This is a genomic window from Ignatzschineria ureiclastica (genome assembly GCF_003121845.1).
GTDB classification, from domain to species: Bacteria; Pseudomonadota; Gammaproteobacteria; order Cardiobacteriales; family Wohlfahrtiimonadaceae; genus Ignatzschineria; species Ignatzschineria ureiclastica.
This window is the reverse complement of the sequence record NZ_QEWQ01000009.1, coordinates 1-22,872: the sequence shown is the minus strand read 5'-3', so window position 1 is coordinate 22,872 and position 22,872 is coordinate 1. Positions and strand designations below refer to the sequence as shown.

General features: G+C 42.5%; 16 protein-coding genes and 1 pseudogene. 10 read left to right on the top strand and 7 right to left on the bottom strand.

The window, feature by feature from the left end; genetic code table 11:
* The first annotated feature begins 108 nt into the window (after positions 1 to 108).
* Positions 109 to 687 carry a histidine phosphatase family protein gene (locus DC083_RS09745; RefSeq protein WP_109190012.1) on the top strand — a complete coding sequence of 193 codons (579 nt, stop codon included), beginning with the start codon at positions 109 to 111 and terminating at the stop codon, positions 685 to 687.
* Between the two features lie 403 nt (positions 688 to 1,090).
* Positions 1,091 to 1,543, top strand: a complete 453-nt coding sequence (locus DC083_RS09740; RefSeq protein ID WP_109190011.1) for a phosphatase domain-containing protein — start codon at positions 1,091 to 1,093, stop codon at positions 1,541 to 1,543.
* Positions 1,544 to 1,669: 126 nt separating this feature from the next.
* On the opposite strand, the pseudogene fabG reads toward DC083_RS09740, so the two are convergent.
* A pseudogene (gene fabG, locus DC083_RS10400) lies at positions 1,670 to 2,426 on the bottom strand (3-oxoacyl-ACP reductase FabG).
* A gap of 379 nt (positions 2,427 to 2,805) precedes the next feature.
* Here fabG and DC083_RS09730 point away from each other — a divergent pair.
* Positions 2,806 to 3,435 (top strand): RNA pyrophosphohydrolase, encoded by a 630-nt coding sequence (locus DC083_RS09730; protein ID WP_109190010.1) that lies wholly within the window; start codon positions 2,806 to 2,808, stop codon positions 3,433 to 3,435.
* Positions 3,436 to 3,657: 222 nt separating this feature from the next.
* Here the strand turns inward: DC083_RS09730 and DC083_RS09725 are convergent, their stop codons facing one another.
* The 3 genes from DC083_RS09725 to DC083_RS09715 all read right to left on the bottom strand — a co-directional run bounded on the left by DC083_RS09725 (position 3,658) and on the right by DC083_RS09715 (position 8,208).
* The gene (locus DC083_RS09725) at positions 3,658 to 5,712 is read right to left on the bottom strand and encodes an OPT family oligopeptide transporter (protein ID WP_109190009.1); all 2,055 of its coding nucleotides are present in this window, start codon (positions 5,710 to 5,712) and stop codon (positions 3,658 to 3,660) included.
* A gap of 154 nt (positions 5,713 to 5,866) precedes the next feature.
* Positions 5,867 to 6,289, bottom strand: a complete 423-nt coding sequence (locus tag DC083_RS09720; RefSeq protein WP_051396220.1) for a methylglyoxal synthase — start codon at positions 6,287 to 6,289, stop codon at positions 5,867 to 5,869.
* A gap of 470 nt (positions 6,290 to 6,759) precedes the next feature.
* On the bottom strand, positions 6,760 to 8,208 hold the full coding sequence (locus tag DC083_RS09715; protein ID WP_109190008.1) for an alanine/glycine:cation symporter family protein: 1,449 nt from the start codon (positions 8,206 to 8,208) through the stop codon (positions 6,760 to 6,762).
* Between the two features lie 535 nt (positions 8,209 to 8,743).
* Here DC083_RS09715 and DC083_RS09710 point away from each other — a divergent pair.
* On the top strand, positions 8,744 to 10,003 hold the full coding sequence (locus DC083_RS09710) for a D-amino acid dehydrogenase (RefSeq protein WP_109190007.1): 1,260 nt from the start codon (positions 8,744 to 8,746) through the stop codon (positions 10,001 to 10,003).
* Between the two features lie 139 nt (positions 10,004 to 10,142).
* Here DC083_RS09710 and folB read toward each other — a convergent pair whose 3' ends face one another.
* From folB to pheA, 3 genes are all read right to left on the bottom strand, one after another.
* On the bottom strand, positions 10,143 to 10,535 hold the full coding sequence (gene folB, locus DC083_RS09705) for a dihydroneopterin aldolase (protein WP_109190006.1): 393 nt from the start codon (positions 10,533 to 10,535) through the stop codon (positions 10,143 to 10,145).
* Between the two features lie 176 nt (positions 10,536 to 10,711).
* Positions 10,712 to 10,972: a hypothetical protein gene (locus tag DC083_RS09700; RefSeq protein WP_109190005.1), complete on the bottom strand. Its 261-nt coding sequence runs from the start codon at positions 10,970 to 10,972 to the stop codon at positions 10,712 to 10,714.
* Between the two features lie 336 nt (positions 10,973 to 11,308).
* Complete coding sequence (gene pheA, locus DC083_RS09695) at positions 11,309 to 12,388, bottom strand: prephenate dehydratase (RefSeq protein WP_109190004.1); 1,080 nt, start codon at positions 12,386 to 12,388, stop codon at positions 11,309 to 11,311.
* 631 nt (positions 12,389 to 13,019) lie between these two features.
* Here pheA and DC083_RS09690 point away from each other — a divergent pair.
* From DC083_RS09690 to DC083_RS09665, 6 genes are all read left to right on the top strand, one after another.
* Positions 13,020 to 13,568, top strand: coding sequence for a gamma carbonic anhydrase family protein (locus DC083_RS09690; protein WP_109190027.1), 549 nt, complete (start codon positions 13,020 to 13,022; stop codon positions 13,566 to 13,568).
* Between the two features lie 569 nt (positions 13,569 to 14,137).
* Positions 14,138 to 15,241 carry a DNA polymerase III subunit beta gene (dnaN, locus tag DC083_RS09685; RefSeq protein WP_109190003.1) on the top strand — a complete coding sequence of 368 codons (1,104 nt, stop codon included), beginning with the start codon at positions 14,138 to 14,140 and terminating at the stop codon, positions 15,239 to 15,241.
* A 64-nt stretch (positions 15,242 to 15,305) separates the two neighbouring features.
* Positions 15,306 to 16,397, top strand: coding sequence for a DNA replication/repair protein RecF (recF, locus tag DC083_RS09680; protein ID WP_109190002.1), 1,092 nt, complete (start codon positions 15,306 to 15,308; stop codon positions 16,395 to 16,397).
* A 247-nt stretch (positions 16,398 to 16,644) separates the two neighbouring features.
* Positions 16,645 to 19,038: a DNA topoisomerase (ATP-hydrolyzing) subunit B gene (gene gyrB / locus DC083_RS09675; RefSeq protein WP_109190001.1), complete on the top strand. Its 2,394-nt coding sequence runs from the start codon at positions 16,645 to 16,647 to the stop codon at positions 19,036 to 19,038.
* 277 nt (positions 19,039 to 19,315) lie between these two features.
* Complete coding sequence (locus tag DC083_RS09670) at positions 19,316 to 19,744, top strand: PACE efflux transporter (RefSeq protein ID WP_109190000.1); 429 nt, start codon at positions 19,316 to 19,318, stop codon at positions 19,742 to 19,744.
* Positions 19,745 to 20,252: 508 nt separating this feature from the next.
* Positions 20,253 to 22,872, top strand: a 2,620-nt coding sequence (locus DC083_RS09665) for an ESPR-type extended signal peptide-containing protein (RefSeq protein WP_275667409.1), incomplete at its 3' end; no start/stop codon positions are given.

Below are 22,872 nucleotides of genomic sequence, written 5' to 3'. Positions count from 1 at the left end.
GCGATTTATCGACAGTGGAATGATTTTGAATGATCTTAAATGAGCCCAAATGAACTCGAATAAGCCAATACTCAACCTTGTTTTTTAATTGAAAAGATTGCCCATACGATGACAATAACTGAATCTTCTATCACATTACCCTCTTTAATCCGAAAATCATTTGTTCTTATTCGTCACGGTGAAACGCCCCTCAATGCGGCGGGTTTGATCGGCGGCATTACAGATGTTCCATTGACAGAACGTGGCCGAGTGCAAGCGTTAGCACAAGCGGAAAGTTTAGTTCCTTATCAGTTTGATGCGGTGTTAGTGAGTCCATTACGGCGAGCACAAGAAACAGCGCGTCTTCTTTTTCCGAAGAGACCAATGCGAATCGTTGCGGGTTTAGCAGAACGGAATTGGGGTGTTTTAGAAGAACGGCCTCAATCGATGCAACCACCTTATGAAGAGACACCGGAAGGTGGGGAAGTCTGGATTGATTTCTGTACAAGGGTGATTGAAGCACTCAATACGATTTTAGCGCAATATGAATCGCCGGTAATCGTGGCTCATTCAGGTGTTTTTCGAGTCATCTGGCAGCTGGCGAAGGGCTCTCCTTACGGAGATCGAGTGGGGAATGTGGCGCCTTATTGGATCTGTGCCGGTAGTAAAAAGCAGGGGTGGGTCATTCGGCCTTTAGCAGAATTATAGCGATGAACCATATGGATATTGGCTGATAGAGAAAAGATTGAGTCATTGTTATAAGAAGATTATTAAGAACGGATCTTAGTCATATATTGATCTAATATTGATAATATTTGTTAAAAACAATTAAAGTTAATGGGAGAAGTGTTATATAGTCAATTTAGTTTAAGAAAAATGGTTTTAAACAGTGATTGTGGGATTTTAAAAGAAGATAAACCTGACTTACCAACACTTGCAAGATGCCGGATAGAACAGCTTCCTTACCTCGATCAGCTGATGCCCGGCATTTAAATCAGTTTATTTTGAACCGATATTAGATATTACTATAGTAGAGAACTGTCAGAAAGAGATGAATAAGCATTATCCCTTTTAGACATTAGTAAAAATGGTATTAATGGAAGGACGTATTATGAAACAAAGTTGTGTGGTAGTAGATGTGGATGGAACCTTAGCGGCTTTTGATGTAGCGCGCGTAGAGCAATGGGTATTAGAAGAGGATAAGAATTGGGATGATTTCTTTGAATTTATGGCCGAAGCAGAAGTGATTGCACCGGTACAGCGTTTGGTACAGATCCTAAAAGCTTCTGGCGAAAAAATTGTGATCTGTAGCGGTCGTCCTCGTTCACATCAAGCCTATACCGAAGCGTGGCTCACAAAACATAATATTCCTTTTGATGGTGTATATCTTCGTTATGAAGAGGATGATGCATTACCCGATGAAGTGGTGAAAGAAAAACTATTAGCGCATATGCGCCAAGATGGTTTTGAACCTTGGTTAGTGCTTGATGACCGTACTTCAGTTGTGAATTTCTGGCGTGAAGCAGGATTACAATGCTTACAATGTGCGCCGGGGGATTATTAAAATCTGAATAAACAAAAAGGTGAAGAGGAATGACCCTATTCACCTTTGCTGTAATATCAAAAAATCATTTAATAATTATTGAATGATTATTGAATGATCGACGACTAAATGACTTCTAAATCACGTTTAGAGGAGCGCTTCCGGCGATTCAGGCAGGATTTGGCCACCGTCAATAATGATCGTTTGACCGGTAATATATTTGGCCTCTTTCGAAGCTAAGAAGGCTGCAGCATAACCGATATCTTTGGGCTCCCCCAATGTATGTGTGGGGATTGTTGCCCGCATTTGATCGAGATAAGTTTCTCCTTGGGCTTTGAGACCGTCAGTGAGGATATTGCCCGGTAATACAGCATTCACAGTAATACCAAAACGCGCATATTCGAGCGCAGCACTTCGCATAAAACCTAGTTGAGCGGCTTTAGATGCACCGTAATGGCTCCAACCGGGGAATCCTGTAATATTACCGGTAATAGATGAGGTGATAATAACGCGGCCGTAGCCCTGTTTTTTCATTGTTTTAAGCGCGGCTTGTACGATGAAAAAGGTTCCTTTAACATTGACTTGATTGCATCAAGTCCCAATCTTGTTCGGTCATCTCTTCAAGGGTTGCTTGTGGAAAGATACCGCTGTTAGAGCAGAGAATATCGAGCTTACCATATTGGGCGACCACTTCATCAATGCGCTGCTGACAAAGTGCTTGATTAGTGACATCGAGTTCAATGAAATCACCATTGACAGCTGTTGCAGTTTTCTCACCATTTTCTCGATTAATATCGGCAATAATCACTTTTGCACCGGCTTCTGCCAACGCTTCCACAATACCTCGGCCGATACCACTTGCCCCACCGGTTACTACTGCAATTTGATCTTTAAGTGAAAACATATAACCTCCTAATGATAGATAGAGAGTGCTCATCTAAGGATCTATATCAGGATTGATAACTCTTTAACGCGGGAGATCAATCTCTCTTTGTCAGAGTGCTAAAAACCGAGATGAATCCTTAATAGAATCCAAATGTATTATTATCATAGTACAGTATGGGGGAGAGAAGTCAAAAGGGGGATTTTAAAAAGGAACTCATTGAAATGATTTCAAAAATTATTCGATCTAACTTCTTTTGACGAGTAAGAGAAAAGCAAGGTGATGAGGGGCTTTTGGCGAAAAAAAGACCTTTTTCTGACCGAAATTAGATTTGGCATTGCAGTCGCCTTATGGAACAATAGAGGGTAACTTTTAATTTTATTTTTTATAGAGGCACACAATGATAGACAATGATGGCTTTCGAGCGAACGTTGGAATCATATTGTGTAATCAAGATCAACAGCTCTTTTGGGGGCATCGGATCGGTCAAGCGGATGCTTGGCAATTTCCACAAGGTGGTATAGATCCCGATGAAACACCAGAAGAGGCGATGTATAGAGAGCTTTATGAAGAAGTTGGATTACGCCCTGAGCACATTAAAATTTTAGGCAAAACAGATCGGTGGTTGCGTTATCGTTTACCGCAAAATCTGATTCGCCGCAATCCCTCTAGCGATCGAACTTGTATCGGACAGAAACAAGTATGGTTTATGTTAGAATTTGTAGGGAATGAAGAAGATTTTAATCTCAATGCGGTTGACCAACCGGAATTTGATCTCTATAAATGGGTTGATTATTGGTTACCACTGCGCGATGTGATTCATTTTAAACGTAAAGTATATGATAAAGCGCTCACAGAATTGGCTCCCTTAATCTTCGAAGAGATGATTCCTAAGAAACCTCGGGATGTCCGAATTAAACGGCGACACTCGTTACTACGAATGCATACTCGTAAAAAAAGTACTAAAACAGTCGGAAAACGCCGGATATATGATGAAGAGCGGATTATGATCCAAACAGTTTCAAAGTAGGCGATATCTGAAATGAACTGGTTTAGATTCATCATTTAAATAATGGAATAATGCAGTATCAATAGGTTCTCCACCTACAGAAAACCCCGATATTATCTCTGAATGTAGAGGCTGATATCGGGGTTTTTATTATCGGTTTTATCATCATCTTACAGTTGATGTGCTGGTATTTCACTGATGCCTATACTGCTTATTTTGAACCGATCTTATGATATTATCGCTCTATTTCAGAGCAGAGAGTGCGCGTCTAACAAATAGTACGGCAACAAAAAGGAAGACAAAGAGTCCGAGTAATTGCTGTACCATTGGTGTGCTACTACCAAAGATATCGGTCATACCGCCTAAGAGTGAGAGTGGCGCATTTTTTCGATCATCCGGAATCGCATCGATATTCATACTCACCACGATCACTGTCGCCATAATCACACCTACTAAACTCTCCCCTACAATTAAACCAGAGGCGATGAGGGCGCTTTTACGATCCGCTTTCTCATATTCTGATTTCCGTACTGCTTCAGGTCGACCGGCAAGGCGTTTTGCTGCGCGGCGCTTGATAATCCAAGAGAGTAAACCGCCGACAAAAATGGCAGTGGTAATACTTGGTGGCAGATAGATTCCCATTCCAACGGCAAGAGCAGGTAGACGGAATTTAGAACCCCGGTTGGCTAAGAACATATCAAGAACAATAATGACCGCCCCTAATACAAGTCCGATAATAATCATCGTCCACTCTAATTGATGAGAGAAGATCCCGGCAGAAATAGTTGCCATTAATGTCGCTTGTGGTGCGGCTAACACTTGTGATTCATCCATTCCCGGACGTGGCAGTGCGCCGGTAAAGCCATAGGCTTGATAGAGAATATCCAAGATTGGCGCAATGACGATCGCTCCGACAATACAGCCGATCAGAAGCGCAACCTGTTGTCGCCAAGGGGTTGCGTGTACGAGATAACCGGTTTTGAGATCTTGTAGGTTATCGTTAGAGATACAAGCAATGGCGATTACCGCACTTGTTGTGAATAGCGCTAAAGCCGTAGCAAATTGCGTGCCGGCAGCGGTTTCCATTAAACCGCCCGCTTCACCCACAAAGAGAAGTAGCAGTGCCGCAATAGTAATCGCAACAATTCCGATGCCGGAAATGGGACTAGCAGAAGAGCCGACTAAGCCTGCCATATAGCCACTTGCAGCGGCGACTAGAAAGCCCATTACAAAGGCAAAGATGACAGAGACGGCGACTAGCGTCCACGCAAATCCTGCTGACAGATCAGCATCACTGATAAAGGTGTAGAAAGTGCCCACTAAGATGAGGAGCATTGCGCCCATAATCAGTAAAATGGTTTTGGGTGAGAGATCTTGCTCTGTCCGATTTGTACTATTGCCGGTATCCCCTTTAAGTGCACCGAGTGACATTTTAATGCCCTCAATCACAGGTTTCATCAGCGTTAATAGCGTCCAAACAGCAGCAATCGCTAAAGTCCCTGCACCGATAAAGCGTACATCTTCTGCCCAAATAGAGGAAGCGATCGCGCTATAGCTCATCTCTGCCGGGAATTCTTGAATGGTACTTAAAATAGGCACTGCAATGCCCCAAGCCATTAATGCGCCGATAATAATCGCTACACAAGAGACAATACCCACTAAGTAGCCGGCACTCATCAACGCTAAAGAGAAGCCGAGCGGAATTTGGAAGATCGCCTTACCTGCGGTGACCCAATAAGCCGCGCCCCCTGAAAGTAAGCGAAAACCGCTGGTAAAAAGCGTGACGACTGCGGCAATGGCGCCGCCGAAGAGGATATCTTTCAAGCCCTCTTTTGAAGAGGTATTGCCTTTTTCATCCACTTGCTCATTGCAACCTGCTTTGAGAATCTCAGCGGCGGCAACGCCCTCAGGATAAGGTAGATCACTTTTAACCACCATAACGTGACGAAGCGGAATGGAGAAGAGCACCCCGAGCATACCGCCGGCGGCACAGATAAAGAAGGTCATCAAGAAGTGGAAATCTTGCCAATAGCCGATCATCAACAGTCCGGGAATCACGAAGATAATCGAAGAGAGTGTTCCTGCGGCCGATGCTTGAGTTTGCACCATATTATTTTCTAAAATGGTGGAGCCGGCAAAGAGACGTAATACGGCCATTGAGATCACCGCTGCCGGAATAGCAGAGGAGAAAGTGAGCCCTACCTTGAGCCCTAAGTAGACATTCGATGCGGTAAATACCACTGTAATAAGCGCCCCGAGGATCATCCCCCGGAGCGTCAGTTCTCGCATTTGATTCATGACGATCCTTCATTGTTAATTCAAAAAAGGATAAGTTTACTATTGATTGCAAAGGGTTGCATCTAAATGACCCCTTTTATTGATATTTGCAATCATTTTTAGTGATCAATCATCATAAAGTCAAAAATCACCATATTAGTCGTTAAGATGATGATTAAGGCGCTTTTTGGCTGAGGAAGCCTTGATTATTATTGTCATGATTGAGAATAATGGCCTGCATTAAAAGACTCGCTGTTGCGGTATTACAAGCATTTGGAATATTGTAGAGTGTAGAGAGGCGAATAAGAGCCTTCACATCCACATCATGCGGCATCGGCGTAAGAGCATCGGTAAAGAAGATGAGTAGATCAAGCTTTTCAGTACAGATCATTGAACCTAGTTGCTGATCGCCGCCGAGAGGTCCGCTTTTCAGACGAGTGAGGGAGAGATCAGGATAAGCATCTAGGATATGTTTTCCTGTGGTGCCTGTGGCATAAAGATCGTGTTGCCGAAAGTAAGGGAGATAATCCCCAATCCAATCTACAAGTAATTTCTTCTTAGCATCATGGGCGACAAGACCAATGGATAATCGTTTCATAGTTCCCTCTTGAGACATCATCAAAGTAGATAGAATGTTGGTTATGTTCTCGATCATATCTCAATCACATCACCGAGCATTCTTGAATCATTTTATTGTACCGATTTTTTGTAAAAAGGCGTGATTTAAAACAATTCTTTGAGGAATAAGTGGAGGATCTTTCCGAGCAGCTTTGAGCTTCTTATTTGCGGGCGCGGGATTTATCTAGATTTGCACTCATTCCCTCCCGCCGGGAATCAGATCTTCATTAAAATGGACAATAGAATACCACTAAGCAGATTAATCCCATCGCCGGGGGGAATGATCTTATTTTTATCGCAATTGTGCGCCGGCTATAGAGAGTGCTGTTATTTCTATACAAAAAAGCATCCCCCAATTCAATGAGTGATGCTTCAGTTGTTATACCTATCTCAATTATTATATCGCTAAATAATGATGTTCAGATCAACGGATATTTAGCGCTAGACGTTTTAACCCTCTTCTGATTCGACCGGCTTTGTTCTAAAGATCGGTAAGCGCCCTAAAATAGGAACCACTCTCCAATCGCATTTCATCGTTTCCATAAAGACAATGGGGGCGAGGAGGAGTAGCGCTGTGATATTGGGTAATACCATTAATCCATTAAAGAGATCCGCTAATTGCCAGACGATATCCACATGAATAAAGGATGCGCCGAAGACACCGATGACCACTAAAATCTGAAAGAGCGGTACGGCAGATTTGTGTTTAAAGAGATAACGCACATTGGTTTCCGCATAGTAATACCAGCCGATAATGGTGGAGAAAGCGAAAAAGAGGAGTGAGAAGGCGATAAAGATGCCGCCCACAGAGCCGAAGATCATCTCATAAGCATATTGCGTAATGGTAATTCCGGTACCTTGACCATCAAAGAAGGAGAGGAAGGAAGGATTTGCACTGCCTGAAGCTTCCCAGCCTCGAAGTCCTGAGGTGATAATGACAAGTCCTGTGAGTGTCACGATGACACCGACCACAAAAACCCCCATCATGGCAATATAACCTTGCTCTTCTGGCGTTTTTACCTTTGCAACAGCATGCGCGTGTGGCGTTGAACCCATACCCGCTTCATTTGAAAAGAGTCCGCGGGCAATCCCGAGACGCATCGCTTGTTGAATGGCAATCCCGGCACCACCGCCTAGAACCGCTTCAGGATTAAAGGCTGCGATAAAGATCGCTTTGAAAGCAGGTAGAATAAATTGATAATTCATCGCTAAAACGATAATCGCACCAATCAGATAGAAAAAGGCCATTGAAGGCACGATTTTTTCAGTAAATGAAGCAATATTTTTGATACCGCCGATCACTAAGAAGGCCACTAGAACTGCTACGAAAAGCCCTGTCACCCAAGTAGGAATAGAGAGCGATTTCTCAAATGCTGAAGCGATAGAATTCGATTGCACCATATTGCCGATTAAGCCTAAGGCTAAGATGATCAGAATCGCAAAGAGTACAGCCAACCATTTGATCCCTAAACCTTTCTCAATATAGTACGCAGGTCCACCAACCGCTTGGCCGGTTCGATCTTTGGTTTTATATTTTTGCGCTAAGATCGCTTCTGCATAGATAGTCGCCATTCCGAAGAAGGAGGAGACCCACATCCAGAAAATCGCCCCAGGTCCGCCTGCCATAATCGCAGTAGCGGGACCGGCAAGGTTACCAGTTCCCACTTGTCCAGCGATGGCGGTCGACACCGCTTGGAAAGAGCTCATGCCACTCTTATCAGCACTTTTGCCTTTGAGTGAGAATTTGGAGGTGAGCGCTCGAAAGGCGGTTTTAAATTTACGAATTTGGATACCTTTGAGCAGTAAGGTATAAAAAATCCCAATGCCACAAAGAAGATAGACTAAGAGATAATCCCAAAGAATATGCTGGAAAGCAGTTAGAAGTGATTCAAAGCTCATTACGGGGCCTTTATTGTGAGTGTCTATATAAAAGTAGAATCAAATGAAATCTTGCAACGATTACCATAATTGCAAGGGTGGAAAATGTGATATCAATACCATTGTTTATACCGCGACTTCTGATTGAGGGTAGAGAATCGCTGTATCATCAAAACGTCTAGAAAGGATTAAAATCTCATTATTGATCGGTGATCAACCTGAAGAAATAACACCTTATCGAGAGCCGTTATTTTATGATATCTCTAAAAGTGATCATTATAAACATAAATTGTGAAAGATAAAAGTTTAACAATGATTTATGAGAGATATTTTGAAGAAATGTGAAAGATTTCTGTCCTGTTTTTTTGGCTGTGAGACAATGCAACGTAATGAATAAGGTGTATTATCTTAGGGGAATGAAAAGTTCATTTAGAGGCAATCTAAAATGCGATCTTATAGCGGGATTCTGGAGTAAGACTCTAGAGTAAGCTTCTAAAACAAGCTTCTAAAACAAGATTCTAAAATACGTTTCTAAAGTAGATGGAAAGGAGAGAAGATGGATGTATTAGTATTAGGGAGCGGCGCGGTAGGCACTTCATTAGCCTACTTTTTAGCTAAAAAAGGATTTAAAGTCACTGTGGTTGACCGACAAGATGGTGCCGGATTAGAGACGAGCTACGGTAATGCCGGGCAGATCTCACCAGGATATGCTTCTCCTTGGGCGGCGCCAGGTATTCCGATGAAGGCGATTAAATGGTTGATGCAACGGGAGCATGCGCCTTTGGCGATTCGTCCTACTAAAAGTCTGAAGCAGTATCATTGGATGTGGCAGCTTTTGCGTAACTGTAATGAAAAGAGTTATGCCACGAATAAAGCCCGTATGGTGCGTGTTTCAGAATATAGCCGGGATTGCTTGCGGGATCTACGTAAAGAGATTGATCTACATTATGAAGAGCGGACGCTCGGCACAACACAATTACTGCGTACAGAAGCACAGATGCAGGCGATTCAGAAAGATATTGCGGTATTAGAAGAGTTTAATGTGCCTTATGAAGTGCTCGATCGTGATGGCATTGTCGCTGTAGAGCCGGCATTAGCAAAAAGTGTTCATAAATTGGCAGGTGGTTTACGTTTGCCGAATGATGAAACCGGCGATTGCTATCTCTATACTAGCCGTCTTGCTGAGAAAGCGAAAGCGCTTGGTGTCACCTTTAAATTTGGTGTTGTAGTTGAAAAGATTGACACTGATGGTAAGAAGGTCACAGGCGTTTGGGTGGATGGCGAGAAGCTCACCGCAGATGCTTATGCCGTCTGTCTAGGCAGTTATGGGGCGGGTAAATTAGCGCCCATTGGCATAGAGATCCCTGTTTATCCGTTGAAAGGCTACTCTTTAACCATTCCGATTATTAATCCTGAAATGGCACCGCAATCTACTATTTTGGATGAAACTTACAAAATTGCCATTACGCGATTTGATCAGCGCATTCGTGTGGGCGGTATGGCGGAGTTAATGGGGTACGATTTAAGTCTGAACCCTCGTCGCCGGGAAACCCTGGAGTTTGTCACCAATGATCTCTATCCTGAAGGCGGAAACTTGCCGGAAGCACTCTTCTGGACAGGATTACGTCCTGCAACGCCGGATGGTACGCCGATTTTAGGGCGCGCAAAATATGAGAATCTCTTCCTCAATATCGGCCATGGTACACTTGGCTGGACAATGGCTGCAGGCTCTGGTCGTTATGTGAGTGATCTCATTGCCGGGGAGACGCCGGAGATTAGTAGCGAAGGCTTAGATTTGAGTCGTTATCACGCATAATGTTTTGATCTTATAATTAATGCGATAGTGTACGATAGTGATAAATGCACTTTATAACGAAAAGAGGTTCTAATTTGAGAGAACCTCTTTTTTGTGGCTATCCATAAAATAGCTTTCTTACTATGAATCTAATCATCATCTAATCATGAATATAGTGCGCTTTCTCTCGATAGATCTTGACACCTACCGCATCAGTACCGGAAATAGCAGTGAGTTTATTAAGTTCAATGGAGAGCGCCGGAATATTAAATTCAAGAATCAGCTTCTTCGCTAATGTTTCGGTAAAGGTCTCTACTAATTGAAAAGCGGAATGCGCTGCGAACTCTTTAATGTAATTACTCACCTTTTCATAATCGAGTGTTAGATTAATATCATCTTTTTCCGCAGAGGGTCGATTATCCCACTGCATTTCAAGGTTCAGAGTAATAGGCTGCGTGGCGACACGCTCGTGGGGATAGATGCCGATAATGATGTCGAGTGCGAGATTTTTGATAAAGACAATATCCGCCGGGGGATTAGGGTGTAAATACATAGAATCACCTTATTGATGTACTTGTGATGTTGAACAAATCTGTATGCAATATAGGGTATGCAGTATAGGCAATAAAAAACGATAGAACAAACCGTTGTCTCTTATCAGAACTATTCGGATATTCTATCGTTGATATTGTACTGAGATTATTTTATCTCGCCTTATCGCACTAGATGTTAGTGAAATGCGCCATTGCTATAGCCAATTGCTAAGATAATACCGTAAAGAATCGCCAAAATGATGATGACAGCAATTGATACAATCCAATAAGCGCGGAAAAAATTGGTTCTATTGGGATTTTTACCATCAATAGCCCAAACGATAGAAGCAATAAAGCCCACGACAGGAATAATAAAGATAATCCAAGTAATCACCCAATCTTTCGTGGTCATTACCGGACTGACGGTTGGTTGATTTTGGGTATAGATGGGTTCCATAAGTGGCTCCTTTTATCAGAGTAGAACGATATTCACCATAAAATGTATGAATAGAGATTATATTAATACAGATCTTATTAATAACTGATCTTTAGGGTGTCATTCACTCATTATATATTCATAAATAAATGAACAAATGAATAAATGAATATTTAATAAAATAAATTATTATCTGATAATTATACGCCTTTATTGAGGGGAAACCCAAGAAAGAAACCCAACAACGACCCAATCATGAATGATTATTGGCGGTTATTGGGCTTATGAGATCAGCTTGATGATGCCATTTTGTGACGTGATCTTCTGATCATTGATCTTCTTATGAAGAGGATCTATTTAATAGAGCGCTACAGGATATGAGCCTAAAACTTTAAAGAATGAGGCGACTTCTTCAATCTCCTTGAGCGCAAGTTGCAGGCCATGTTCTTCATAATGCCCTAAGACATCAATAAAGAAGATATAGCTCCAATTGCTATTTTTAGATGGACGCGACTCAATGCGGGTCATCGTAATATTATATTTCGAGAGTGGGGCAATGAGATGCAGTAGTAATCCTGGGCGATCATTGGCAGATACTAGGATCGTCGTTTTATCCTTGCCACTCGGTGGAATCCGTTTATTGCCGATAATGAGGAAGCGTGTGCTATTAGTCAGATTATCTTCAATATTTTTCTCTAAAATAGGCAGTTGATATACTTCTGCCGCTTGTTTACCACCTAGGGCTGCAGTGCCAGCTTCAACAGCGGCGCGCTGTGCGGCTCCGGCATTAGAATTAGTGGCAATACGTTCAGCGTGCGGGATATATTCGTCAAGCCAAGAGCGACACTGCGCTAAAGATTGGGGATGAGCATAAACGATCTTAATCGCTTTTAGATCCTTCTCGTGAGTCATCAAATTTTGATGAATTTTTAGCTCCGTTTCCCCACAGATATAGACATTTGAGGTAGGGAAGCAATCGAGGGTTTGATTGACAGCGCCTTCAGTGGAATTTTCGATCGGCACTACACCAAAATCAAATTTACCCGATTCAACCGCATGGAAGATCTCATCAATAGTACGAATGGGTAATCGGCTGGCGGCTCCACCAAAATGTTTAATGGCTGCCTCTTCAGTGAAGGTACCTTCAGGTCCTAGATAAGCAATTTTGAGGGGCTTTTCCAAAGAGAGACAGATTGACATAATCTCTCGAAAGAGCCTTGCGATATCTTGATCGGCAATCGGACCAGGATTATGCGCCATTTTGTGTGAAAGTACTTGTGCTTCCCGTTCTGGGCGATACATCTCCGTATCCCCTGCGGCAATTTTGATCTCCCCAATGGCTTTCGCTGCAATAGCGCGTTCATTGAGTAGTTGTAAAATTTGAGTATCTATCTGATCGATGGTTGCGCGGTGGCGACTTAATGGATCTTCAGTCATCACGATTTTTATCCTCTGTTATTAGGGCAATATTCTTTCGCCAATCTGATGGGCATGAATAGGATTATTTTTTTATTCAGTGATAATTATTAACAGTAATTGATGGAAATAGAAAGTCTATTGATGGGAATATTCTTCATATCTGCCATTAGGATAACAATTTATAAAGAGTGACTTAGTCTCATAGACAGTCTTAAATAAGCGATGATCATTCAATCATTTTAGAGCGGGAAATTACTTAAAGATCACCTATTATCTGTTAAATAGGGCATGATGATAGAATCAAGATGTAGTAAATTGGGTGTAAAAAAATGGTTTGAGGTAGCGCGTGTAGGATTTTAAAAGAACATCAAACCGTATTAAATAATACATGCAAGATGCCGGATAGAATAGCTTCCTTGCCTCAATCAGCTGATTTGCCGGCATTTCAATAAGCCAATAAGCTTATTTTGAACCGATCTTACTATATTTTAAGGATACGCCTCAGTACACTGAGAAAGAGATTCACAAAATTTTCGCAGTGATTTGCGGAAGATTGTAATAGATTTAAAAATCAGCCTAAGTAAAGGGAATAGTTATGAAATCTAATTCAACACATCCGATGACCGATATTGCTCATCATTCGCATCCTGTGGGTGCTATTCGTCCATTTGAGGGGAAGATGCCCCAAATCGGTGCGCGTCCTTGGATTGATCCTAGTGCTGTATTAATTGGTGATATTATTCTCGGCGATGATGTCTCTATTTGGCCTGGTGTCATGATGCGCGGGGATGTGAATCAGATTGTGATTGGGGATCGTACTAATATTCAAGATGGGACGCTGATTCATGTCACTAATCCCGGAGCGAATCCGCCTCATGGTTATCCTACAAGGGTGGGTAGTGATGTGACGATTGGACATGGCGCAATGTTGCATGGTTGTACGATTGAAGAGGGCGTTCTAATTGGTATGCGGGCGATTTTGTTAGATGGCTCTCACGTGGAGAAGCATAGTATTTTAGGTGCAGGGGCATTATTAGCACCGGGGAAAATGGTCAAAACAGGGGAGCTTTGGGTCGGTGCGCCGGCAAGACGAGTGCGCTTTCTATCCGATCAGGAAATTGAGCAACTTTACCATTCTGCTAAACAGTATGCTTCGTTGAAAGATCGATATCTTCGGGAAGCATGGGCTAATTCTTAATACTCATCAGGCGTTTATCTATGAGTAAGTGATCTATCGTTTAAGGCTTCATCGTGTAGGGCTCCATTATTGAGAGTCGCCAGATGAAATCATTTTTCTAGACTATTTTCCCCGATATCCACAATCGTTACTAGGTTTATGATTGACAGTGAACGCTGGAGGGATTGTTGTATCCTAATGATTTTGAATATCAATATATTGATTGTTAATCGACATGATTCGTAAGGAATAGCGAGGTTGTGGATAACTTTGTGGGTAAGTCTTGTAGAGCTAGTCTTTGTGTGGCAAATGGCTCTTAAAATAAGGTTTAAAACCGCTCAAATATCCCATTTTTACGCGCTTTCCACAAATGTAATAGCGATAGCATGTGGGAAAATATCGTGTTATAATTTATCGTTTAAGCAATAAGATAGATTGACAATAGTATCGAACTATTAGCAATAAACTATTAGCATCGAACTATCAGACTATTATTTTAATCTGATCGATAGACGCCTTAATTGAGTAGAATTGATTGGCAGATGCGATCTTAATTCACTGTACTAACATAAGATTCTAGAAGAGGACATATGAAGTTAGTTATTCAAAGAGAACAGTTGATGAAGCCATTACAGGCGATTATCGGTGTGATTGATAGAACACAAACACTCCCGATTTTAGCAAATGTCAAATGTGTGGTCAGTGAAGATGAGATCACCTTGACAACTACCGATCTTGAGATCGAATTAACTTGCGCGTTCCCTCATATTCCTTTAGAGCAAGGAGCAACGACATTCCCAGCACGTAAGCTCTTTGATATTCTCAAAGCGCTACCGAGTGGCATCGAAGTTCAGATCGAAGTGGGGAGCGATTCTCGGGCGACAATTAGTGCCGGCCGTTCACGCTTTACTTTGAGCTGTTTGCCGATCGATGAGTACCCTGTTTCTGATCATTTAGAGTTTGATAAAACATTAACGCTTCCTAAAAATGCGCTTCGTAAGCTTATCGAACAAGTCGCCTTTTCGATGGCTGTGTCCGATGTCCGTTACTTCTTAAATGGTTTACTGCTTGATGTCAATGGTGCTGAGCTTAATGCGGTTGCCACTGATGGTCACCGCCTGTCTGTCTCTTACTATCAGTTACCTGAATCTTCAGAATTACAACAACAGCTTATTATCCCGCGTAAAGGGGTTGAGGAGCTCTTAAAGCTGATTGAAAATGAATCTGCACCGCTCCATTTAGAGTTAAGCGCTAATCATCTTCGGGTCGAGCTAGGCAGTATTGTTTTCACCACTAAATTGATTGATGGAAAATTCCCAGATTATCGTCGTGTTGTTCCGCCTTTAGGGGATAAAATCATTGCGGCAGATCGTCAAGGTTTAATCGATGGTTTAGTGCGTGCATCCGTCTTATCACAAGATAAATTCAGAGGGATCCGTTTTACAATCTCTGATTATCTACTGAAGTTACAGGTGAATAACCCCGAGCAAGAGCAAGCGGAAGAGGAAGTAGAAGTTAACTATCAAGGTGAAGGTTTTGCTACTGCGTTTAATGTGAGCTATCTCATCGATGCGCTGAAAGCCTTAGATGATGATATGGTACGACTGAGCTTTACAGCACCGAATTCGAGTTGCTTAATTCAAAACTCTGATAATGACAATGTGCGTTATGTCGTGATGCCAATGCGCCTCTAAGCGTCGGCATAATGCTTGATTTATCATGCTCAATAACATGTATGTTTCTACAGATTTTTAACCTGTGATTATTCAAACATTACAAGTTGAACAGTTTCGCCATTTAGCGAGTCAGACGCTCTCGTTTGACTCGCATTTTAATTTGATTGTTGGTAAAAATGCATCCGGCAAAAGCTCCCTGCTCGAAGCGATCTATTTTCTTTCTCAGCTCCGCTCTTTTCGTACATCCCGAATTAATCAAGTGATTCGGGAGGATAAGGATTATTTTCGTGTCATGGCAGGGTTAATATCGCCGCAAGGTATCGATTCTCATCTAGGGATTGAGCGTACTAAAGGCGGCGTATTGGTGCGGCAAGATGGCGAGACGATTCAAAAGCGCTCTCATCTTGCGAAATTATTACCGATGCTCTTTTTAGGGCCTGATACCGGTACTGACCTAATGGAAGAGCCTAAATCTCGCCGGCAATTTATCGATTGGGGTTTGTTTCAAAATTATGAAGCGTATCATCGTATCTGGCAGCGGTATGACCGAGCGCTCTCTCAGCGTAATGCGGGTTTAAAGGGTGGTTATCCCAATGCGGTTTTAGAGAGTATTGAGTCGGAGATGAGTGAGGCTGGGGAAACATTGAATCAATATCGCCGGCAATTTATCGAGGAGATCGCGCCGCTTGCTACAGAGTTATTATCGCGGTTAGTGAGTAGTGAGATTGAGTGGCAGTTTCATTATCAATCGGGCTTTACTGAAGGGATGTTACAGCAAGAATTAGCGCAATCGCGAGATCGGGATCGGCAGATGACCTTTACCCGTATAGGTCCACATCGAGGGGATTTTACGCTCAAATGTGATGGGCGAGTGGCGCATTATCATCTCTCCCGTGGACAGGTGAAGCTTGCAACGATTGCACTGATGTTAGCGCAGGTGAAGTTGCATCAAGAGATTAGCCAATCTTCGACGATTCTTTTAATGGATGATTTAACAGCGGAATTAGATCAAAAACGGCGGTTAATTTTGTTAGAGGAACTTCTAGCGCATAAGTCACAGCTCTTCGTGACTTGCCTTGAGGCATCCGAGTTCCCTGAGCTCTCTGATTTAACAGTGCAAAATGGCATGGTCACTTACCAACTTAATGACGGCCTTGCGCAAAAAATGGTATAATGGCAAGCTAATTTCTGACCGCATTGTTGATCAATTTCCGATCAATCTTAAATCAGTTACCGATTAGTTTGGAGAAATTACCGGCGATTAGGCGATATTTTTTTCAAATCTCCGATTTTAGTGACCCTTAGAGTATGTCTGAAGGCAGTTGAAGTAAATTGGTGAGGTATCAGCTTGAGCAATGTGTGTCTATCCATAGAATGAATCAGAATCAAAATGAATCAGTATTAAACAAGAGGTATTGTGAATGACAACTGAGAGTCAATCTCCAAGTATCAAGGTCCTACGTGGGCTTGACGCGGTTCGGAAACGCCCCGGAATGTATATTGGAGACACGGATGATGGAACCGGTCTGCATCATATGGTGTTTGAGGTGGTCGATAATGCCATAGATGAAGCTTTAGCAGGTCATTGTGATGATATCAGTGTGACCATTCACATGGATAATTCGATTACAGTGACCGATAATGGACGCGGGATTCCGGTGGAAATTCATCCCGAAGAGGGGGTTTCCTCTGCGCAGGTCGTGATGACTGTCCTACATGCCGGTGGTAAATTTGAAGATAATGCTATTTCCGGCGGTCTACATGGCGTTGGGGTTTCGGTGGTCAATGCGCTCTCGTCTAAATTGAAGCTCACAATCTACAAACATGGCAAGATCCATGAACAAGAATATAGTGGCGGTGAACCTGATTATCCACTTCGGGAGATCGGCGAGACCGATCAACATGGTACGACTGTTCACTTTAAGCCCAGTAAAGAAGTCTTTAACGATATCACTTTTGAGTACGATATCCTCTATAAACGTCTTCGGGAGCTTGCTTTCTTAAATTCAGGAATTCGTATTGCCTTTAAAGATGAACGCACTGATAAAGGCGAAGTCTTTGAATATGCCGGCGGTATTCGTGCTTATGTAGAATTGATTAATAAAAACCGTAATGAGATTCATCCCCATATCTTCTACTGTGATTGTCAAAAAGATAATATCAATGTGGAGATTGCTTTCCAATGGACCGATGGTTATCAAGAGAGCGTCTATTGTTATACCAACAATATTCCACAAAGCGATGGGGGAACCCACTTAGCTGGTTTTAGAGCAGCGATGACGCGGACGCTTAATCGCTATATGCAAGATGAAGGCTTATTGAAAAAACTGAAAGTGGCCACATCCGGTGATGATGCACGGGAAGGTTTAACTGCGATTATCTCGGTTAAAATCCCAGGGCCTAAATTCTCTTCACAAACCAAAGAGAAACTCGTATCGAGTGAAGTGCGTCCTGTGGTTGATGGCGTATTAGCGGAACGTCTTGAGCAATTTTTATTAGAGCATCCTGATGATGCCAAAGCGATCACCTCTAAAATTATCGATGCGGCGATGGCTCGAGAAGCTGCGCGGAAAGCACGGGAGAATACTCGCCGGAAGAGCGCACTTGATATTGCCGGACTTCCCGGTAAATTAGCGGATTGCCAAGAGAAAGACCCTGCACAATCAGAACTCTTCATCGTGGAAGGGGACTCGGCAGGCGGTTCTGCTAAGCAGGGCCGTAGCCGCAAATTTCAAGCGATTTTACCGCTTAAAGGGAAGATCCTGAATGTTGAGCGTGCCCGCTTTGATCGGATGATCAGCTCGGCAGAAATTGGCACTCTCATCACTGCGTTAGGCTGTGGTATTGGTCGTGATGAATTTAATCCTGATAAATTGCGGTATCATCGTATCGTGATTATGACCGATGCCGACGTGGATGGAGCGCATATTCGCACGCTGTTACTCACATTTTTCTATCGGCAGATGCGCGAGCTTGTGGAACGTGGGCATATCTATATTGCGCAGCCACCGCTCTATAAAGTAAAACGAGGCAAGCAAGAGACCTATATTAAGGATGATAATGAGTTAGCGCTCTACTTCCTCAATACCGCCCTCGAAAATGGATCGATGCATCCAAGTGCAGATGCGCCGGCACTCTCATCGGTGGTGATGGAGCGTTTAGCGAAGCAGTTGATGAAAGTTGAACATATCATCAGCCGTATTAGTCATCGTCTACCTGAAGCGGTGCTCTACTATCTATTAGATCTACCGGCATTAACGGTGGAGATGCTCAATAGTGAAGCGGGGCAAACGTGGGCGAAGCAATTAGAAGCATTATTACAAAGTGATACTTCAGAAGGCTCTGTCAATTATAGTGTGGATGCGCAAACATCGGCGGGTACGATTACTATTACCGGCGAGCGTTACAAATTAGAAGATCACTATCTTATTGATGAGCGTTTTATCCACTCTAATGAATATCAAGAGATTGCGGCACTCTCTGAAGAGCTTCATAGCTTGATTCAACCCGGGGCTTTTGTCCAACGGGGCGAGCGCACCTTAGCGATTGAAGGCTTTAAAGAGGGGCTCGATTGGCTCATTAATGAAGCGAAGAAGGGGCAGCAGGTATCACGCTACAAAGGTCTGGGTGAGATGAATGCCGAGCAATTGTGGGAGACAACGATGGATCCTGAATCACGCCGATTACTGCAAGTGAAAGTTGAAGATGCAGTAAAAGCGGATGAAGTCTTTACGATGCTAATGGGCGATGAAGTCGAACCTCGCCGAGAATTTATCGAACAGAATGCTCAATTAGTGGGGAATTTAGATATCTAGTTTAGATAGTTAATTCAGATAGAGATCAAGCATATTTGATCTAATCACTACAAGATGCATATCATTTAGAGCTCTAGGTAAGCAATTTCCTAGAGCTTTTATTTAAGTAGTAGTATTTATAGTAAGATCGGTTCAAAATAAGCGGCATTTAAATGCCGGCGCATCGGTTGATAGAGGCGAGGAGGCCGTTCTATCCGGCATCTTGCAAGTGTTGGTGAGTCAGGTTTTATGTTTTCTTAAACCAAATTTACTATAAATAACAGACATAGGAGCGATAATGGCGACGCTAAATCAAAGAAGTATAAAAGAACGAGTTTTCCACGCAGTGCTATTTGAGTGTCTAGCGATTGGGCTGACGATGCTGATGGGTGTCTATATTCTGAATAAGCCTGTAGCATCGATGGGAATCTTATCGGTGCTAATTTCGCTGACAGCACTTTTGTTAAATGTTGTGTTTAATGCAATCTTTGATCGCTATTTTCCCTTTGTGGATGGTAAACGCTCTGTGAAAATCCGTATTTTACAAGCAGTGGGATTTGAAGGCACATTAATCCTCTTCACTATTCCTATGATCGCCTTTTTTCTTCGGGTATCTCTTTGGCAGGCATTTATGATAGAGATAGGATTTTTAATATTTTTCCTTTTTTATACATATATTTACAATTGGTGTTATGACCAATTGCGATGCTACTTACTCAATCGATGATAAAAAAAGAAGCACGTAGTATAACAGTCATGTAGATTATTTATTTGATATTAGTCATCTTTTTGAGTCAATATTTATTCTATTTTTTAGGTTGTTAAATTCCTGTCATAATTATATGGGTTTGCTGTAATAGCTTGTGTTTTGGGAATTTTTATTAACTTTATTATTCTATTATTAATCGTTCAGTTTATTTTTATAGTTTTTGCGTCCCATGTTTTATTACATTATTGTAAGGGGATTTATTTTTATAGTTTAATATTATGTTTTGATTAGGATGTTGATTATCATGTGAAAAGCAATATTTGTATGCGACTTAAGGATATAGCTGTTTTAGTATGTGAGTGCCCGTTTACTTAGTAAAAATCATAAGTTTTAATGTATTAGTTCTTTGATTATCTGCTTGAATTTTAACTGTTTATCAATTTATAACAAGTAAAATAATTTTTTACAAAAAACTTGTTACTATTTGATGAAAGAAATTCTCTCTATATTCAATGGATTAAAAAAAATGAACAGAATTTATAGTGTTATTTGGAGTTATGCAAAGAAAACTTATGTGGTGGCTTCGGAGTTTGCGTCGCGGAAAAAAATCGCTGTCAGCGCAACGGGACTCACTATGGCAACATTGCTCTCTTTTGCTGTATCAGTATCGCCACTCTTCGCAGAGGAGCTATTAGCACACGATATCTTGCAAGCAGAAAATCCGACATTATTAGTTACGGATGTTGCAGATGCAGACAGTAACAATACGGCGAATCAAGAAAAAACAGCTTCTCGCGATCAAGATGCTGAAGATAAAGCTGTAGACGATAAAGCTGTTGTACTACGTCAAAATGAATTAACGCTTGCCGCTTTAGGCATTATCGCACCTACTGATGCCTCGGTATTAGAGGCACCATCAGTGATGTTGAATCGCGATAGTTTGCTGCGATATGCAGAAGGTGGTGGTACGGCAACTGGTGCTGATGCAATAGCGATAGGAACCGAAGCGGGCGCTAGTGGAGTCTCATCTATAGCTATTGGTAAATCTGCAAAGGCGAATGCTGAATCCTCTATCGCACAGGGTACCGGTGCCACTACAATCGGTAAAAATAGTATTGCGATAGGTACAGGTACGCAATCTGGTTCGAGCTTGGGATCGGGTGTAGCTATAGGAGCTCAAGCTATAAGTACAGGCGATGGATCTGTTGCAATTGGGGAAAGCGCAAGTGCTACACAAAGCCACGGGACTGCATTTGGCTATCACTCAAAAGCGCAGGGCGTAAACTCGGTTTCGCTAGGTGCTAGCTCCAATGCAGGCGGTTCGTATTCTCTTGCAATAGGTGCTGGCGCAACAACAAGTAGTGGAGTTCGATCTGCTGTAGCTATTGGTGACAATGCAAAGGCGTTAGGTGAATATTCTATTTCGATGGGGGCGTCCACAAATGCATCTGGTGCATCATCCGTTGTGGTAGGTGATAGGTCAAATGCGGCTGGTGAATCGGCTATTGCTCTAGGAAACAATGCAATCGGATTTGGCGCAAATGCTATTGCTCAAGGTAGCAGTGCTGCTGCGGCTGCTGAATCAGCTATTGCTATTGGTAAGGAAGCAGTAAGCAGTGGTGAATCAGCTATAGCGCAGGGAGCTGGTGCGAATGCATTTGCCGCTGGTTCAATTGCTCTTGGTAAGTCTGCCAAGACGAATGCTGCTGCTACAAGCGCAGTTGCTATTGGCGATGGCGCAAGTGCAACAGGGGCGAATAGCTCTGCTATCGGTAAGAGCGCATCTGCAACTGCTGAATCAGCTATAGCACAGGGAACCGGTGCGAATGCATGGGGAGTTGGTTCAATTGCTGTTGGTAAGTCTGCCAAGACGGATACTGCTGCTACAAGCGCAATTGCTATCGGGGATAACTCTTCTGCAAGTGGCGTAAATAGTTCGGCTATCGGTCAAGGGACTTCTGCAACAGGCGATTATTCAATCGTATTCGGCGATAGCGCAAGCGCAACAGGGGTGAATAGCTCTGCTATCGGTAAAAGTGCTTCTGCAACGGGCGACTCTTCAATTGCATTAGGGAATGGTAGCGTCGTCTCTGCTAATAATTCTGTGGCACTAGGTGCTGGAAGCATTGCATCGGAAGCGAACGTAGTCTCAGTAGGCTCTTCTATATCGGATACGCGTAAAATTAAATGGGTAACAGAGGGAGAAATCTCAACAACCTCGAAAGATGCGATTAATGGATCGCAGCTCTATGGAACTAATCAATCCGTTGTTGATGGCTTAGGTGGTGGGGCGACCTTAAATCCTAATGGCACAATCAAAGGGCCAAGCTATACAGTTACTGATGTAGATGGTGATAAAACCACAGTTAATAATGTGGGTGATGCTCTAACGAAAATTGATGGCTCCGTTGCTAATAATACGAAAAATATCAATAATCTCACAACGACAGTCAACGGAGGTTTAACTTTCGCGGGGGATAGTGGAACGCCTCAAAATTTCAAACTAGGGCAAACCGTATCGATTGTTGGTGGTGCAGCACTTGCGAATTTAACAGACGATAATATCGGTGTCGTGGTTGAGGGTGGTAAGCTCAACGTTAAACTTGCAGAAAACCTTGATCTAGGCACTACGGGTTCTGTGAAAACAGGCAATACGACCGTTAATAATGACGGCGTTAAAGTAGGTGATAATGTCACATTAGGTGATACAGGATTAACTATTGCAAATGGTCCAAGTATTACCGCAAATGGTGTCGATGCAGGTGGTAAAACAATCACGAATGTTGCTGATGGTGTAAATGGTAAAGATGCTGTCAACAAAGATCAGTTAGATGCATTAGGTACGAATTTAACAAATACAGGCCTTACATTTGCAGGTAACAGTGGGGAAGTAAGTAAAAAACTTGGCGATAAAGTCACCATTAAAGGTGGTTTAGCTGACAATATTGATGCGAGTGATGAAAATCTACGTGTTGATGTTGAGGGTGGCAACCTTGTTGTGAAAATGGCGAAGAACCTAAGTGGCTTAGGCGATATCCAAGTTGGTGAAGCTGGAAAAGACGGAAAAGATGGCGTTGACGGTAAGATTGGTGTTACCGGAAAAGATGGTTCATCAGTAGTTATTAATGGCGAAGATGGATCAATCG

Bases quoted from the DNA above. Each gene is read 5' to 3' on its own strand.
- DC083_RS09745 (WP_109190012.1), top strand. From the start codon at position 109: ATGACAATAACTGAATCTTCTATCACATTACCCTCTTTAATCCGAAAA.
- DC083_RS09740 (WP_109190011.1), top strand. From the start codon at position 1,091: ATGAAACAAAGTTGTGTGGTAGTAGATGTGGATGGAACCTTAGCGGCT.
- DC083_RS09730 (WP_109190010.1), top strand. From the start codon at position 2,806: ATGATAGACAATGATGGCTTTCGAGCGAACGTTGGAATCATATTGTGT.
- DC083_RS09725 (WP_109190009.1), bottom strand. From the start codon at position 5,712: ATGAATCAAATGCGAGAACTGACGCTCCGGGGGATGATCCTCGGGGCG.
- DC083_RS09720 (WP_051396220.1), bottom strand. From the start codon at position 6,289: ATGAAACGATTATCCATTGGTCTTGTCGCCCATGATGCTAAGAAGAAA.
- DC083_RS09715 (WP_109190008.1), bottom strand. From the start codon at position 8,208: ATGAGCTTTGAATCACTTCTAACTGCTTTCCAGCATATTCTTTGGGAT.
- DC083_RS09710 (WP_109190007.1), top strand. From the start codon at position 8,744: ATGGATGTATTAGTATTAGGGAGCGGCGCGGTAGGCACTTCATTAGCC.
- folB (WP_109190006.1), bottom strand. From the start codon at position 10,535: ATGTATTTACACCCTAATCCCCCGGCGGATATTGTCTTTATCAAAAAT.
- DC083_RS09700 (WP_109190005.1), bottom strand. From the start codon at position 10,972: ATGGAACCCATCTATACCCAAAATCAACCAACCGTCAGTCCGGTAATG.
- pheA (WP_109190004.1), bottom strand. From the start codon at position 12,388: ATGACTGAAGATCCATTAAGTCGCCACCGCGCAACCATCGATCAGATA.
- dnaN (WP_109190003.1), top strand. From the start codon at position 14,138: ATGAAGTTAGTTATTCAAAGAGAACAGTTGATGAAGCCATTACAGGCG.
- gyrB (WP_109190001.1), top strand. From the start codon at position 16,645: ATGACAACTGAGAGTCAATCTCCAAGTATCAAGGTCCTACGTGGGCTT.
- DC083_RS09670 (WP_109190000.1), top strand. From the start codon at position 19,316: ATGGCGACGCTAAATCAAAGAAGTATAAAAGAACGAGTTTTCCACGCA.